Genomic DNA, 14,135 nt, shown 5'->3' on the forward strand with positions numbered 1-14,135 from the left:
AGATATCCAATTTTCTTTTGTCTTACTCGATTGCTTCCTTGATGAACAAGGATGTTAAAAATACAAATACATAAGCCTGTATGAATCCGTCAAAGAAATCAAAATACAGGCTGAACGGTATGGGAAGAATTGCCGGACATATAAATTCAAGCAATTTCATTACAACAAAGCTTCCCAGAACATTACCAAATAATCGCATACACAGAGATGTTGGTCTGATCGCAAGCTCCAGAATATTGATCGGAAGCATGATCGGCACAGGCTCTGCAAAGCTCTTAAGGAATCCCTTAAGTCCTCTCTTATGAAATCCTGCATATTCGATCAGAATAATGCTCATAAGCGACAATGCTATGGTAACATTCATGTCCTTTGTCGGTGGTGTAAACCCAAACACACCTGCTATATTGGCTATTCCAATGAAAATTACGGTTGACATCAGATAAGGGACATACCGTTTTCCCTCTTCTCCCAGAATTCCCACAAAGAAATCCTGAAGGAAACTTACTCCTGATTCCAGAAGAAGCTGTTTTTTGCCTGGATTCTCGACTTTAAGATTTCGAACCAGTATCAGAGAAAGTATTACCAGAATGGCCATAATGACCCAGGTAACCGCGACGCTCTCTGCAATCGGTATTCCGCCGAACACTGGTATCGTAAACAATGTCTTGCTCTCAAGCTCTTCTGCCAATGTGGCTGATAAATTCCCCGTCTTTCTCCCTCCTTTTCTCCGACCGAACCAACATATTGGTCATACCGGTCTGTCATTTGATGCCTTTATTTTACGCTTTGTCAAAAAAAAGTCAATATCCATTCTCCCCATTTTGTCCAAAAAGATCAGCCGATCCTATACACTTTGCACAATTATATTAAATATAACTTCATATTATAAGTGAGACCTCTCCATAGGCTAAAATAGACAAAGAGCCGTCAGACTCCTGTACTTTGAGCCTTCCGTCCGGACAGATCTCCAGTGCCTTCGCCTTACGGATATCCTGCCCGTCCACGATCTGGATCTCCCTTCCCGGGACAAGATTCTGCTGGATATATTCAGGAGGTAAACGCAGCTCTCTTGTCTCTTCCAGAAGGGCATTGATGATCTCAGCGGCAAGACGGTTACGATCCAGTCCTGCTGCCGCTTCCCGGTTCTCATACAGGGCTCCGGCGACATTCCTGATCTCAGACGGATATCCGCCCTCTGCCTCATACAGATTCAGCCCGATCCCAACTACGGCAAAGTCAATATCTCCGCTCTCAAAGTCTGTGACAGCTTCTGTCAGGATGCCGCAGACCTTCTTCTCATTGTAATAGAGGTCATTCACCCACTTGATTCCAAGTGAGATACCAGTAATCCGAAGGACAGCCTTATAGACTGCCACAGCCGCCTCTGCGGTGAGCAGAAGGCTCTCCTTGAGGCTCCCGCGAGGTTTAAGGATAACACTGAGATAGAGTCCTGCTTCCTCCGGAGAATAGAAGCTTCTGCCTCTCCGTCCTCTTCCTGCTGTCTGCTTCCCTGCCACAACGCATCCACCATGACCGGCAAGTCCGGTTACCGCCGCTTCCTTCGCGGCACGGTTGGTCGAGTCGATCTCCTGATATACCTTCAGATAAACTTCCGGTGAAACTAAAAAGGGCTGTATTGCTTCCATGGAAAGACGATGACTGTCCTTCACCAGCATATAGCCCTTATTCTGTCCTGCCTCTATTGTATATCCTTCTTCCCTCAGGGACTTCACCGCCTTCCAGATCGCAGCTCTGGTACAGTGAAGTTCCTCGGCAAGTTTCTCTCCAGAAAGAGTTTCCCCCTTCTGCTGTTCTAATATTCCTAAAAGTTTAGATTTTACCGTCATATTTCTCTCCATAATTCTTAAGGGTCTTCTTGAGAAATGATACATATTCCCTGCGGATATTCTCCGGTGATACGATCACGGCTCCTGTACCCAGTCCTGCAAGCCAGCCAAAAAACTGTGTACTGACCTTGATCTGTGCCTGCATGGAAAAATGATTCTCATCCTTGGGGATCAGCATGACATCCTGACCAAAACGGTCAAGCACAACGCCTACAAACTGATTCTCAAACTCCATCCGGACACTTCTCTCCTTCCCTCCGAACATCCCGAAAGTACTGGAAGAGAACTTCCCGAGATCAAAATCCCTGAAAATATTGCCGCCATTTCTCTTCTGCTTCTCAATTACCTCTACCTGCATCATCTTGTCCACGCGATAATGCTTCACAACTCCGCTTCGCTCATCCAGTCCCAGAAGATAGTAATTCTCATTCTTCCAGATCATCTTCCACGGGCTGGCCTGATACCACTCTCCATTCTTCTTGGGTTTCAGTTCCTTGGACAGAGTCCATTCGTAATAATGAAAACGGATCTGTCTGTTCCTGGACATGCCGTCATAGATCGTCTGGATGTTGCTGTATATCTCCTCGTTGACTGTCTTATTGCCTGGTTCGATAAAAAGCTGCTCACGGAGTTTCTTTGCAGCTTCCGGGATAACAAGGCTCTCCAGTTTGCGGAGCAGTTCTCTGGATTTCTTCTGTGTGACAAATCTGGAAGACTGTACTGCATCCATCAGGAACTTCACTTCCGGAAGCTGGAACTTCCGGTTCGCTATATAGAAACCGCCAACCTTCCCACGGCGGTTGCGGATATCAAGTCCATAGATCCTCAGTGCCTCAATGTCATCGTAAACTGTCTTGCGCTCGACACTGATCCCGTATCCTCTGAGATACTGTGCCATATCCTTCGCAGATATGGGATGCTCCTCATCTGTCCGCTCCAGCAGCACATCCATCAGGTATAATATTTTGAGTTTCTGGTTAAATGATTTCGGCATGTATTGTCTGTTATCCTTCTTATTACTTGTCAGTCAGTGCTGCTACCACACCGGAATATACTACCACAAATGCCAGTGCCATCGCAATCCTGTCAGCAGAATGCACATCGATCTTCATGACCATGGCACCCAGGATCATGATCTCCACTGTTACCAGTATTCCGAGTATCATTGCCATGACATTGGAAAATTTCTTCTTCTCTGTATGGCTCTCTCTGTTCTCTGTCTCGTAGTGTCTCTTTGCTGTTTCTGCTGTGTTCATCATAGTAAGATCCCCTTTATATCGTATTATGGTTTGAGAATTTCGAATATTTGTTCTGAACATATTTTCCGAACATCTTTTCGATATAAAGAGTATCTCATATTAAATGTCCAATAAAACGGGACGAACTTAAATTTCAGAATATATGTTCACTATTTATTTGCGAACACAATTTTATCCACATGATACGTCCCCTGATCCACGCTCATGACAGCCATCGTGGCCTCCTGCCCAAAACGGCTTCTTCCACAGCTTCCCGGATTCAGCCACAATCTGCCGTCGACCATTTTTTCAGAATAACTGTGCGTATGACCAAAGATCACGACCTGGGCACTGCCAAGCTCCCATGCCACATCTTTTTTGTTGTGTGTCATAAAAAATTTCACACCTTCTATAGTGAAACGAAGTGTCTTTGCAATCCCCTCAGCCCAGTCTCTGTCATTATTTCCTCTTACGACATAGATGGAACCAAGGCAACGGAGCCTGTCAAGAAGTTCCGGTCTGTCCACATCACCTGCATGCAGAATGCAGTCACATGTTTTGAGGATTTCCAGGACTTCCGGTCTTAATAAACCATGAGTGTCTGAAATGATGCCAATTTTTTTTGCCATATGATGTCACTTCCTTTCTTTCAGATCTGATGATATTATCAGTAGCCCTCTCTGCGTCTTTCCTTTCGGAGTTCATTACGCTTCTGTGCCCCGAGCCACTCAGCTTTCTCGGATTCCGTTTCAACGATCAGACCGGGAACTTCGACCTTGTTGTCGTTTTCATCCAGTGCGACCATGACTTCATAGGCACGGTTGATGACCCTGCGTGTTCCGTCAGGACTTTCTACATAAGTATCGATCCGTACTTCCATGGAAGTTCTTCCGACGTAAGTCAGCTTTCCGATCAGGACCACGGTGTCTCCCAGATAGGCTCCTGCCTTAAAATTCAGATTGTCCACACAGGCAGTCGTCACGATCGTTCCTGCATGTCTGTACGCTACGATCCCCGCCATCTCATCGATCCACTGCATCAGAACTCCGCCAAAGAGCCTGCCGTAACCGTTGATGTGCTTATTCATGATGAGATAAGTATTTTCGGTACGGGAATCCTCCATATGTTTCATCTTTCTCATATTTTTTCTCTTTTCTTATAACTATAATCCCTGTTTCTGAAACTGTGCGGCTGCTTTTTCATATTCCGGCATCGGCACGCCGTATTCTCTGCCCATACGCACAACTTCATATACAAGTCCGTCAATCTCAGACTGCTTTCCTGCCATAACATCTCTCTGCATGGATGTTGTTGATTCCGGTGCGAGATTTGAAAGGATCCTGAGGTTTCGTTCCACAAGGTCTTCTTCAAATTCAATTCCCATTGCATGGGACAAATTAACGATCTCACGCATCAGTTCGCAGATCATCTCACGTTTCTCGCCTTCCTGCTGAAAATCAACTGCCGTGGCATTGTAATATAAACCTGCCGTTCCGATCGGTGATACGTAGGAAAACTTCACCATCGCATCTCTGCGGATATCCGGTGAAAGAATCACTTCCAGATCTTCGGATGCCATATCCCGTGCGATCGCTCTCATGCTTTCTGTCTCTTCAGAAGGAGTCCGCGCGCCAAAAACAACTCGAAGGATCTTGCCATGGCGAAGGATCACTCCCGGCTCCTCGATCGCCGCTGATACATAGATGCATCCATCCGGTACGGTGAGATCCGGAAATTCTTTCTGTAATCTGCCGCCGGTTCCATAAATATTCAGGATTGGAAGAACTACTGTCTCCGGTCCGGCAATCCTGCGGATATCCGGGATCAGATCCGTCAGGGAATAGCCCTTGACACACACCAGGATCACATCTGGCTGCTCTGTGTATTCTTCCATCCGGCATGCTTTGACAGGAATGGTTTCTTCTTTTCCATCCCAGAGCTGCCTCATGGTAAGTCCCTGTTTCTGCATCGCCTCAAGATGGCTGCCTCTCGCGATCAGAGTTACGTCCTTTTCTGCTTTTGTAAGATAAAATCCAAGAGTCCCTCCGGTTCCTCCTGCCCCGATGATTGCGTATTTCACACCAGATTCCTCCTTTGATCACTTGTATTATGTTTCAAAACAGGCTCCTCATATAGTGAGGAGCCTGGTCGTTATATATTCTTCTGGCAGATATCCTCCAGACAGCATTTATCACAATATGGCTTTGTCCGTGCAGTACAGACTTCTCTTCCGTGGCAAACAAGACGATGGCAAAAATCACTGCCTTCTTCCGGCGGAATGATCTTCCACAGAGCCATCTCCACTTTCTTAGGATCCTTGATGCCGTCAACCAGACCGATACGGTTCGTCAGACGGATACAGTGTGTGTCTGTCACAATCGCCGGTTTGCCAAAGACATCTCCCATGATCAGGTTTGCGCTCTTGCGTCCTACACCCGGGAGTTTGAGAAGTTCTTCGAATGTGGTCGGGATGTTGTCATTGTACTGCTCATGAAGGATCCGCATACACGCGCTGATATCCCTCGCCTTACTCTTGCCAAGACCGCAGGGACGGACGATTGCCTCGATCTCCTCCGGTTCTGCTGCTGCAAGAGAAGCTACGTCAGGATATTTTGCATAAAGATCCTCTACGACTACATTGACCCTCGCATCCGTACACTGGGCTGCCAGTCTCACGCTCACAAGAAGCTTCCACGCCTGGTCATAATCCAGTGTGCATCCTGCATCCGGGTATTCCTTCTTAAGTCTGTCGATCACTTCCAGTGCCAGTTCTTCTTTGGTCATTCTGCGCTCCTTAGATAGTACCGAAAATACGGTCTCCAGCATCGCCAAGTCCCGGGCAGATGTATGCATGGTCGTTCAGTTCACGGTCCAGATGTCCTACATAGATCTGTACATCCGGATGCTCTTTATGGAGACGCTCCAATCCTTCCGGTGCTGCGATAACAAACATGCATTTGATATTTTTGCCGCCGTGTTCCTTGATCATTCTGACTGCGTCCACAGCAGAACCACCTGTTGCAAGCATCGGGTCTGTGACAACGATCAGACGCTGATCGATCGGATCCGGCAGTTTGCAGTAATATTCGTGCGGCTCATGTGTCTCAGGATCTCTGTAAAGTCCGATGTGTCCGATCTTTGCAGACGGAACAAGTGTAGTGATACCATTGACCATTCCAAGTCCGGCACGAAGTACCGGAACAACAGCCAGCTTCTTGCCTGCGATCATAGGTGACATGCAGGTTTCGATCGGTGTCTCTACCTCAACATCTTCCAGTGGAAGATCTCTCAGTGCCTCATATCCCATCAGTACTGCGATCTCCTCGATCAGTTTACGAAATTCATTTGTTCCTGTATTTTTGTTACGAAGCATAGAAATTTTATGCTGGATCAGCGGATGATCCATAATAAATACATTCTCCATTTCAACCTCCATAGATGATTCTGTATCGAATTTTCTACATTTTCTATGGTGATTATACCCTATTTCTCAGTTATTGACAACCACCGCAAACATGTTACACTTAACTTATATTTATCTTATGTTAGGAGCAATTTTATGACTGATTATGAGCAGATTTTTCTCTCTTCCGGGCAGGAGAAGCAGAAACTTACAATTGCCCTGAAACGCTTTATCGAAACAGAGGATCCTGACTGGAAAGCCCGCTATCAGAGTTATCTGCGGACCCGTTTCCGTCCTGCCATGACTGAACTGATCCATGGCGGTGATCTGGCACGTATCCGCAATTTATGCGCTTTTGCCCCGCTGACTGCTCCCGCACTGGAACAGTTTATCCAGGAAGCTTCCATTTGCGGACGGACCGAGATCCTTGCTTTTCTTCTCCGGTTAAAAAAAGATTCCTTCGGATTTCATGACAGAGATTTTTCTCTCTGAAAATCTGACTTTTATTTTGAAGTTCATTTTATAGTATGAAAGGATTTTGTTTATGAAACCTTCCGGCGATTTTTCCCTTTATCAGAAGATCTGGGACTTCACGCGGGAACAGCTTTCCGTAAAATATCCCTTTTTTCGGAAACTTCTGTGGAATTTTTCTTTTAAAGAATCTGAAGATACCGAAACTGCTGGAACTGACGGCAGGAATATCTATTTCAACCCTGATTTTGTAATAAAAAGCTTCCAGGAATCATCCACGAAACTGGAGGAGCTTTTTCTGCACATGCTGTATCACTGCCTGTTCCTTCATCTCATCATGGATGTGCCACCGGATCGCAGACTCTGGGATCTCGCCTGTGATGCGGCTGTCCAGAGGATCCTTCAGAATGAAAAGAGGGAACGTGACCCGATGAAAATCTATCAGGAATTCCAGAACGCAGCCGTCTCAGATTCTTCCTCTCAACCAGATTCGTCAGAACCTTCTGCTGAAGCTGAACCCATCACTCCACTTGACGATCACAACTTCTGGAAATACACCGACCGCCAGAAATTCCTCGAGACGATCCGACAGACTCTCGGTGGTATGTCCGGTGCCGCCGGCATGGGGCTGTACGGCAACAGCGGACGCGGCAGTGCTCCCGGAAATCAGGTGGAAGAACTCTCTGTCGAGGAAAAAGGCAAATACGATTTTCACCATTTTCTCAGACGTTTTGCCGTCCACAGGGAAGAAATCCATACCGATGCCCAGAGTTTCGACTATATTCCCTATATATTCGGGCTTGATCATTATGGAAATATCCCTCTGATCGAATATCTCGAGTACCAGGAAGTCACCCGGCTTGAGGAGCTTGTCATCGCGATCGATACTTCCGGCTCCTGCTCAGCAGACACCGTCCGTCGATTTATGGAAGAAACTTATGGAATCCTCAGCGACCAGGAGAATTTTTTCCGCAAAATGAACCTCTATATCATCCAATGTGACTGCTTTATACAGGATGTGGCACATATTACCTGTGAAAAAGACTGGCAGGATTATCTGCAGAACCTTCGTATCCACGGGCGCAGCGGAACTGATTTCCGACCTGTTTTTGAATACGTGGAAAAGCTCCGCGAAGAACGGAAACTCAAAAATCTCAAGGGACTTCTCTATTTCACAGACGGCGATGGGATCTATCCGGAAAAAGCCACCGACTACGAAACCGCTTTTGTTTTTTATAAAGAAAAATCCATGCACCAAAAAGTTCCTGCATGGGCTGTAAAGTTATATCTTGATGCTGAAAAATCCTGAACCTACGCATATCCAGAAAGGATCACGCTATGAATATCAAAGAAGCCAAAGAAGAAATTCTCCACACGATACAGATCTACACTCGTAAAGACGCGCACGGACAGTATCTCATGCCCTCTGTCCGTCAGCGTCCGGTTCTCCTGATCGGGCCACCCGGAATCGGCAAGACTGCCATCATGGAACAGATTTCCCGCGAATGTGGAATCGGTCTTACCGCCTATACCATCACGCACCACACCCGCCAGAGTGCCGTAGGCCTTCCCGTTATCGTAAAGAAAAATTATCAGGGCAAAGAGTATTCCATCACCGAATATACGATGAGTGAGATCATCGCCTCTGTCTATGAAACGATTGAAAAAAGTGGCTGCCAGGAGGGGATTCTCTTCATTGATGAGATCAACTGCGTATCGGAAACTCTGGTCCCGACCATGCTTCAGTTTCTCCAGAACAAAACTTTCGGCACACATCCTGTCCCGGAAGGCTGGGTCATTGTTGCCGCCGGAAACCCTGTCGAATATAACAAATCTGCCCGCGAATTCGACATTGTCACGCTGGACCGTGTGAAACGGATCGATGTGGAACCCGATTTCGCCGTGTGGAAGGAATATGCCTGGGCAAAGGGCATCCATCCGGCGATCCTTTCTTATTTAAGTTTACATAATGATCGTTTCTATCATGTAGAAAACACTGCTTCCGGTGTCCGCTTCGTCACAGCACGAGGATGGGAAGATCTTTCTTCCATTCTGTATGGATATGAGGATCTTGATCTCACACCGGACGCAGACCTGGTCCTGCAGTATCTTCAGGAACCGGAAACTGCCAGGGATTTTGCCGGATATTATGATCTCTATGCAAAATACCGCCAGGACTACCGGATTCCGGAACTGCTCTCCGGCCGTATCTCTGAGGAAGAATTTCAGGACCGCTGTAATCTCGTACAGCAAGCTTCCACCGATGAAAAAATCTCTGTCGCGGGGCTTCTTCTCGATGGGTGGAACAGTTTTTTCCAGCAGTTCCAGAAAGAAGATCAGTTTACAACAGCACTCCACGACACGCTGAAGCAGATCCGTGCCGCCCTGCTGCGCGAAGAAACACTCGATGAAATCATTATACAGCGAAAACAGGCTCTGAAAGTTAAGCTGGAAAATCATCTTATTTCTTCTGCGGACTATGAGCAGAACGAACAGATCACAAAAATTCTGGAAAGCTGTCTTGTCGAAACACGTAAGAAGCGGGTGAATGATCCACAAAAAAACCTCGCCATTCTCAGGGATGCCCTGAGTGACGAGGTAGATAATCGCAAAAATCTTGCCGCACAAACTTCTCTCGCACTGGAAAATGGATATCGTTTTGCAAGTGAAGCCTTTGAAGATGGACCGGAACTTCTTTTCCTGACTTCAGATCTGAGCCACAATCCAAAGGCGGTACAGTTTATCAGCACTTTTGGATGCGAGCCTTATTTTCATTACAGTGAACAGTTGATGTTTCAGGAGAAACGGCAGACATTACTCCGGGAAATTGAAAGGCACTCCTGATTCAGATCCAGTCTCTGCCGCTCAGGTTCCTACGGTATTTCGGTCCCATCAGACCGTTTTTGCGCTCCAGTGCCTCGCGGAATTCAGCCCCGTACATTACGAAGGACATCGTCATGCACACAGCACAAGCCCCGATCAGCACATTGGCTGTCGAATACGGAAGTCTGACTCCTGCTGTCAAAATCATCACAACTACATAAGTAACTGCTGTATTCAGCTTGCCATGCCACTGAGCTTCCCCGGTCGCGTCGGTCTCCATAATGACTTTCCAGCCTACGACCAGCATGTATGTTTCTTTTATCACAAACAGGATCATCACAAGTTTCACCAGCGGATAACGTGATATCAGACACGCTAGCATCACTGCCTGCATTGCCTTGTCTGCCAGTGGATCAAGCAGTCTTCCGATCCTGCTGATCTGATTAAAGGATCTCGCAATTCTTCCATCCAGGAAGTCGGTCGCTGCCGCTGCCAGGATGATCATGGTCAGAGCCGGTCTGTTTCCTCTCATACCATGTCTCTCGCAGATTCCAAGGAAAAGAATCGCAAGTCCGAGTCTGATAAGACTCAGAAGATTCGGTACGGTAAGGATTTCTTTACGTGTAAAAACTTCTGCAAGCTTCTCCTGCCTTGCCGGAATCACACGGTAGAAAAGCTGGTAACACAGGATATTCAGAATCAGTGCTGTCATTACATCTGAAACACAGTGCTGCTTCAAGAACATGGTTGCCATGATGATAGACACTGTCAGAACTGTCTGTGCTGCTGTAAATACTTTATTTTTCCTGCATCTCTCATTCTGGAAAAGTGCTACACAGCTTGCCACAGAATTAAATACGTGGATACTTGGAAAAATATTCGTAGGCGTGTCGATCTTATACAAAAATCTGACCGCTGAAATAAAAATACCGCTCTCCCCGGTCAGATCCGGTCGAAGATTCTGTCCGTTCGGGTAAACATAGGAAACCAGAATGAACAAGGTCATTCCCACTGCCAGAGTGCCAATATACTGATAATATTCCTTCTTGCCCGGGCAGAACAGCACGAAATAAACCACTGTACCGATCAGAAAAAAGTACCACATCACATATGGAATAATAAAATACGGGCAGAACGGGATTTTGTCATCTGCCAGCGAATGGATGATATGTATTTTCACATCGCTTCGCTCTACGAGCATAAAGGATACCATATAAAAAATCCCATACAGCGGAATCATCCACAAATGTTTTGATTTCTTCAGATAATTCAAAATATCACCTTTCCGAATATGCTGGCTGCATGCCAGGGGCAATTTATTGTTTCAGTCATTACATTCTTGTTTCATTTATCTGTAGGTATAATATACCTATTTATAAGATTTAATCAATCCACAAAATGCCCAAAATATCCGATTTTACAGAAATTTCATAATCTCTTTTCATAAAGCTAAGATAAAAATAAGAAATTCTTTCGTTTTCGACACAGATACAAAAAGAGGAAGTGCTTTATGCTGCACTTCCTCTTCTCTTCTGTGTATCCTTACGCAAGACCTGCTGGAATTCTCTCAGCTTTTCTTTTGCCTCCGGGCTTAAGTTCTGCGGTACCTGGATCTGTACAGTTACGTACTGATTGCCGTGGACAGCAGAATCTTTCATAGAAACAATTCCTTTGCCTTTCAGACGGATCTTACGTCCGGACTGTGTACCCTCCGGGATCTTGCAGATCACATCGCCGTACAGGGTGGTGACTTTGGCTTCGCCGCCAAATACGGCTGTTGTAAATGGAATATTTGCTGTTGTGTAGATATCCATTCCTTTACGCTCAAAGCCAGGTTTCGATGCCACATTGACTTTGAGGAAAAGATCTCCTGCAGGACCGCCATTGAATCCCGGATTTCCTTTTCCTTTCAGACGGATGCTCTTGCCATCTTCGATGCCTGCCGGGACATGTACCTTAAGTGTCTGGGTAACGCCATTTCCAGATGGATCAGACAGCCTCATCACTCTGTCGCATCCAAAGGCTGCTTCTTCGAAGCTGACGCTTACTTCTGAGTGAAGATCACTGCCCTTTGCCTGCGTACTTCTTCCGCCGAAGCCGCCAAATCCGCTCTGGCTGTGGAAGCCCTGCCCTCCGAAGCTGCCGCTCTGACTGCCGCTCTGACCATGGAACATATTTCCAAAGATATCCCCAAAAATATCTCCCATATCGCCCATGTTGCCGTTTTCGAAATGGTATTCATGGTAGCCGCTGCCGCCCTGGCCGAAGCCGCCAAATCCACTACCAAAACCACCCTGACCATGGAATCCCTGGCCTCCGCCATAAGCACCTTCGGCACCTGCACCTTCTTCAAAGGCCGCGAAACCATACTGGTCGTACAGTTTCTTCTTCTCGTCATCACTTAAGATATTATATGCTTCTGTGATCTCTTTAAACTTCTGTTCCGCATTCTTATCCCCCGGATTCATGTCCGGATGATATTTCTTCGCAAGTTTCCTGTATGCTCTCTTGATCTCCTTCGCATCGGCATTTCTTCCGACCCCAAGGACATCATAATAATCTCTCTTAGCCATAATGCCACCTCCGGTTATATTCGTATAGAAAAGAAGATGCGGTCATAAACTCCCGCATCCCCTGCCCTTGTCTTTTGTTCTATTTGTAATATAACACTCGATTTTTGATATGTCAAGATGGTGCGGAAAGATTTTTGCTTCCTGTCCTTGCATACTTGCCAAACAACCTGGCTCTGATCGTGATCGTAGCCCCTGTTTTGTTCTTTCCCATCTTCATTCATTTATTTTTTTCTGCAAGCATACGGCGTAATTCCTGTAATTCTTTCTCCTGCTGTTCCAGTTGTTTGTCTTTTATTTCCAACTGCTTCTTCTGACTAACCAATTGCTCTTTTTGGCTAACCATGCATCCAGTTTATTTCTGATACCCTTATTTTCCATGGTTTTTCGGAATATGTCAAGCGGAATAAACTTTACCTGCCTGCTCTATAATATCTCATGGATGTGATTACAAATCCCATCGAATTTCGTGCAGGTTTTACTGTAATCACTTCTTTTCCTGCATATCTGCCAAACAAACTGCCCCTGATCGTGATCGTAGCTCCTGTTTTTGTGCGGACTGCGTTGTAATATTTCATCACAGTTTCACTCTGCCACCACAATTCTTTGAGCAGATACTTTCCCTTTTTTACCGGGAGATTCACACTTTTTACTTTGATTCCGTAGGTATCCTGTATATGTTTGAGGACAACGCTTTTCGGAACCAGCATATCTACTCCCGTTCGATAACGTTTGTATTTTTTCCAGTTTGCATACAGGAAATCTCGACGGACAATTTTAGGAAGATTCTTCTTTAACTGCGTCTGCCCGGAAAAATTAATTCCGCCTGCATAAGACATATCCTGAAGATAAGTCCGTACATTTTTCTTTTTGAAAATGTTCATGTTGATGGAAGAACTTCTGGCTGCCGCTTCTACCGTCGAAACATTGTTTCCTGCTACTACAGCAAATCCCAGTACAAAAATCAACAAAAATGCTGCCATCCTTGATAAAATACTTCGTTTCATTCCTTTTCCTCTCTTTCCTGGCATAATTTTTCCAAAGTCTGATCCAATTTTTACAAAGCTCTTATTTTGTGCTGCCCCTCCTTCATTCATTTGTCTTATGAATATATTATAGTCTATAAAAATTACATATTTGTTCCAAATTTTTTATATTAGTCAAAATCTCTGCAGAGAACTATGAGACCACCTATATAAAGGCAGCCTCATATTTTCTCTCATTTATCTTTTTCCGCAAGCATACGGCGTAATTTCTGTAATTCTTTCTCCTGCTGTTCCAGTTGTTTATCTTTTATTTCCAACTGGTTCTTCTGACTAACCAATTGCTCTTTTTGGCTGTTCAACTGCGCTCTCTGACTGTCTATCTCTTCCTGCATCTGATCTACCATGTATCTTACCGTATTTTGGTCGAGGATTTTTAATTCTTCTGAATACATGCTCATCACCTTCTCCACGTTCTGACATATGTTATATACATGTTCATACATTGCCTTAAACTCTGGATACTTGCTGGACAGTTCCATGATCATTTCCGGGGAATCCATGCTCAGGAATGCCAGCCATGCATCCAGTTTGTTGCTTATACCCTTATTTTCCATGGTTTTTCGGAATATATCAAGTGGAACGAAAATATAGTTTTGAAGCATTATGTAGTTTTTTACATCAATCTTTAAATCTCTTTTTTATCAAAATTACCATCCGATTAAGAATCACCCTAACTTTACTTGTTGTGCTAGATAAAATAAAATATAAAGAAACTTCAACAAAATGTGCTATCTTAT

At 45.3% G+C, this 14,135-nt stretch carries 16 protein-coding genes; 3 read left to right on the forward strand and 13 right to left on the reverse strand.

The features are described from left to right. Window positions 1-22: 22 nt before the first annotated feature. The 9 genes from DXC01_RS11190 to upp all read right to left on the reverse strand — a co-directional run bounded on the left by DXC01_RS11190 (window position 23) and on the right by upp (window position 6,509). Window positions 23-688: a F0F1 ATP synthase subunit A gene (locus DXC01_RS11190; RefSeq protein WP_118698920.1), complete on the reverse strand. Its 666-nt coding sequence runs from the start codon at window positions 686-688 to the stop codon at window positions 23-25. Window positions 689-878: 190 nt separating this feature from the next. Next, entirely contained in the window at window positions 879-1,847 is a 969-nt protein-coding gene (locus tag DXC01_RS11195) for a biotin--[acetyl-CoA-carboxylase] ligase (RefSeq protein ID WP_118698921.1), read from the reverse strand. Continuing rightward, a complete protein-coding gene (locus DXC01_RS11200) occupies window positions 1,831-2,841 on the reverse strand; it encodes a helix-turn-helix transcriptional regulator (protein WP_118252167.1) in 1,011 nt (336 codons plus the stop codon). Before DXC01_RS11200 ends, DXC01_RS11195 begins: the two co-directional genes overlap by 17 nt. Before the next feature lie 22 nt (window positions 2,842-2,863). Continuing rightward, window positions 2,864-3,106 carry a hypothetical protein gene (locus tag DXC01_RS11205; protein ID WP_022213953.1) on the reverse strand — a complete coding sequence of 81 codons (243 nt, stop codon included), beginning with the start codon at window positions 3,104-3,106 and terminating at the stop codon, window positions 2,864-2,866. 149 nt (window positions 3,107-3,255) lie between these two features. Continuing rightward, window positions 3,256-3,714, reverse strand: a complete 459-nt coding sequence (locus DXC01_RS11210) for a metallophosphoesterase family protein (RefSeq protein WP_118698922.1) — start codon at window positions 3,712-3,714, stop codon at window positions 3,256-3,258. Window positions 3,715-3,752: 38 nt separating this feature from the next. After that, entirely contained in the window at window positions 3,753-4,226 is a 474-nt protein-coding gene (locus DXC01_RS11215) for an acyl-CoA thioesterase (protein ID WP_022213951.1), read from the reverse strand. A gap of 21 nt (window positions 4,227-4,247) precedes the next feature. Beyond that, complete coding sequence (locus DXC01_RS11220) at window positions 4,248-5,165, reverse strand: ketopantoate reductase family protein (RefSeq protein ID WP_022213950.1); 918 nt, start codon at window positions 5,163-5,165, stop codon at window positions 4,248-4,250. 71 nt (window positions 5,166-5,236) lie between these two features. Continuing rightward, a complete protein-coding gene (locus tag DXC01_RS11225) occupies window positions 5,237-5,869 on the reverse strand; it encodes an endonuclease III domain-containing protein (RefSeq protein WP_022213949.1) in 633 nt (210 codons plus the stop codon). Window positions 5,870-5,879: 10 nt separating this feature from the next. Continuing rightward, on the reverse strand, window positions 5,880-6,509 hold the full coding sequence (gene upp, locus DXC01_RS11230) for a uracil phosphoribosyltransferase (protein WP_022213948.1): 630 nt from the start codon (window positions 6,507-6,509) through the stop codon (window positions 5,880-5,882). A gap of 135 nt (window positions 6,510-6,644) precedes the next feature. Between upp and DXC01_RS11235 the strand changes: the two genes are divergently transcribed. From DXC01_RS11235 to DXC01_RS11245, 3 genes are read left to right on the forward strand one after another with little or no spacing between them, the layout of a single operon-like run. Continuing rightward, window positions 6,645-6,980, forward strand: a complete 336-nt coding sequence (locus tag DXC01_RS11235; protein ID WP_118698923.1) for a hypothetical protein — start codon at window positions 6,645-6,647, stop codon at window positions 6,978-6,980. A gap of 52 nt (window positions 6,981-7,032) precedes the next feature. Then, complete coding sequence (locus DXC01_RS11240) at window positions 7,033-8,268, forward strand: vWA domain-containing protein (RefSeq protein ID WP_118698924.1); 1,236 nt, start codon at window positions 7,033-7,035, stop codon at window positions 8,266-8,268. Between the two features lie 29 nt (window positions 8,269-8,297). Continuing rightward, window positions 8,298-9,803, forward strand: coding sequence for an ATP-binding protein (locus DXC01_RS11245; protein ID WP_118698925.1), 1,506 nt, complete (start codon window positions 8,298-8,300; stop codon window positions 9,801-9,803). Between the two features lies 1 nt (window position 9,804). On the opposite strand, the gene DXC01_RS11250 is transcribed toward DXC01_RS11245, so the two are convergent. From DXC01_RS11250 to DXC01_RS11270, 4 genes are all read right to left on the reverse strand, one after another. Beyond that, the gene (locus DXC01_RS11250; RefSeq protein WP_118252172.1) at window positions 9,805-11,055 is read right to left on the reverse strand and encodes a CDP-alcohol phosphatidyltransferase family protein; all 1,251 of its coding nucleotides are present in this window, start codon (window positions 11,053-11,055) and stop codon (window positions 9,805-9,807) included. A gap of 235 nt (window positions 11,056-11,290) precedes the next feature. Further along, window positions 11,291-12,355 (reverse strand): DnaJ C-terminal domain-containing protein, encoded by a 1,065-nt coding sequence (locus DXC01_RS11255; protein ID WP_199704999.1) that lies wholly within the window; start codon window positions 12,353-12,355, stop codon window positions 11,291-11,293. 410 nt (window positions 12,356-12,765) lie between these two features. Then, entirely contained in the window at window positions 12,766-13,359 is a 594-nt protein-coding gene (locus tag DXC01_RS11265; protein WP_147399630.1) for a hypothetical protein, read from the reverse strand. Between the two features lie 212 nt (window positions 13,360-13,571). Then, the gene (locus tag DXC01_RS11270) at window positions 13,572-13,952 is read right to left on the reverse strand and encodes a hypothetical protein (protein WP_147399631.1); all 381 of its coding nucleotides are present in this window, start codon (window positions 13,950-13,952) and stop codon (window positions 13,572-13,574) included. Window positions 13,953-14,135: the final 183 nt, after the last annotated feature.

Source organism: Blautia sp. OM07-19, from assembly GCF_003481595.1.
Taxonomy (GTDB): domain Bacteria; phylum Bacillota; class Clostridia; order Lachnospirales; family Lachnospiraceae; genus Blautia_A; species Blautia_A intestinihominis.

Excerpts from the sequence above, each read along its gene's own strand:
- DXC01_RS11245 (WP_118698925.1), top strand. The coding sequence starts at position 8,298 with ATGAATATCAAAGAAGCCAAAGAAGAAATTCTCCACACGATACAGATC.
- DXC01_RS11265 (WP_147399630.1), bottom strand. The coding sequence starts at position 13,359 with ATGAAACGAAGTATTTTATCAAGGATGGCAGCATTTTTGTTGATTTTT.
- DXC01_RS11215 (WP_022213951.1), bottom strand. The coding sequence starts at position 4,226 with ATGAGAAAGATGAAACATATGGAGGATTCCCGTACCGAAAATACTTAT.
- DXC01_RS11270 (WP_147399631.1), bottom strand. The coding sequence starts at position 13,952 with ATGGAAAATAAGGGTATAAGCAACAAACTGGATGCATGGCTGGCATTC.
- DXC01_RS11225 (WP_022213949.1), bottom strand. The coding sequence starts at position 5,869 with ATGACCAAAGAAGAACTGGCACTGGAAGTGATCGACAGACTTAAGAAG.
- upp (WP_022213948.1), bottom strand. The coding sequence starts at position 6,509 with ATGGAGAATGTATTTATTATGGATCATCCGCTGATCCAGCATAAAATT.
- DXC01_RS11210 (WP_118698922.1), bottom strand. The coding sequence starts at position 3,714 with ATGGCAAAAAAAATTGGCATCATTTCAGACACTCATGGTTTATTAAGA.
- DXC01_RS11205 (WP_022213953.1), bottom strand. The coding sequence starts at position 3,106 with ATGATGAACACAGCAGAAACAGCAAAGAGACACTACGAGACAGAGAAC.
- DXC01_RS11200 (WP_118252167.1), bottom strand. The coding sequence starts at position 2,841 with ATGCCGAAATCATTTAACCAGAAACTCAAAATATTATACCTGATGGAT.
- DXC01_RS11195 (WP_118698921.1), bottom strand. The coding sequence starts at position 1,847 with ATGACGGTAAAATCTAAACTTTTAGGAATATTAGAACAGCAGAAGGGG.
- DXC01_RS11240 (WP_118698924.1), top strand. The coding sequence starts at position 7,033 with ATGAAACCTTCCGGCGATTTTTCCCTTTATCAGAAGATCTGGGACTTC.
- DXC01_RS11235 (WP_118698923.1), top strand. The coding sequence starts at position 6,645 with ATGACTGATTATGAGCAGATTTTTCTCTCTTCCGGGCAGGAGAAGCAG.
- DXC01_RS11255 (WP_199704999.1), bottom strand. The coding sequence starts at position 12,355 with ATGGCTAAGAGAGATTATTATGATGTCCTTGGGGTCGGAAGAAATGCC.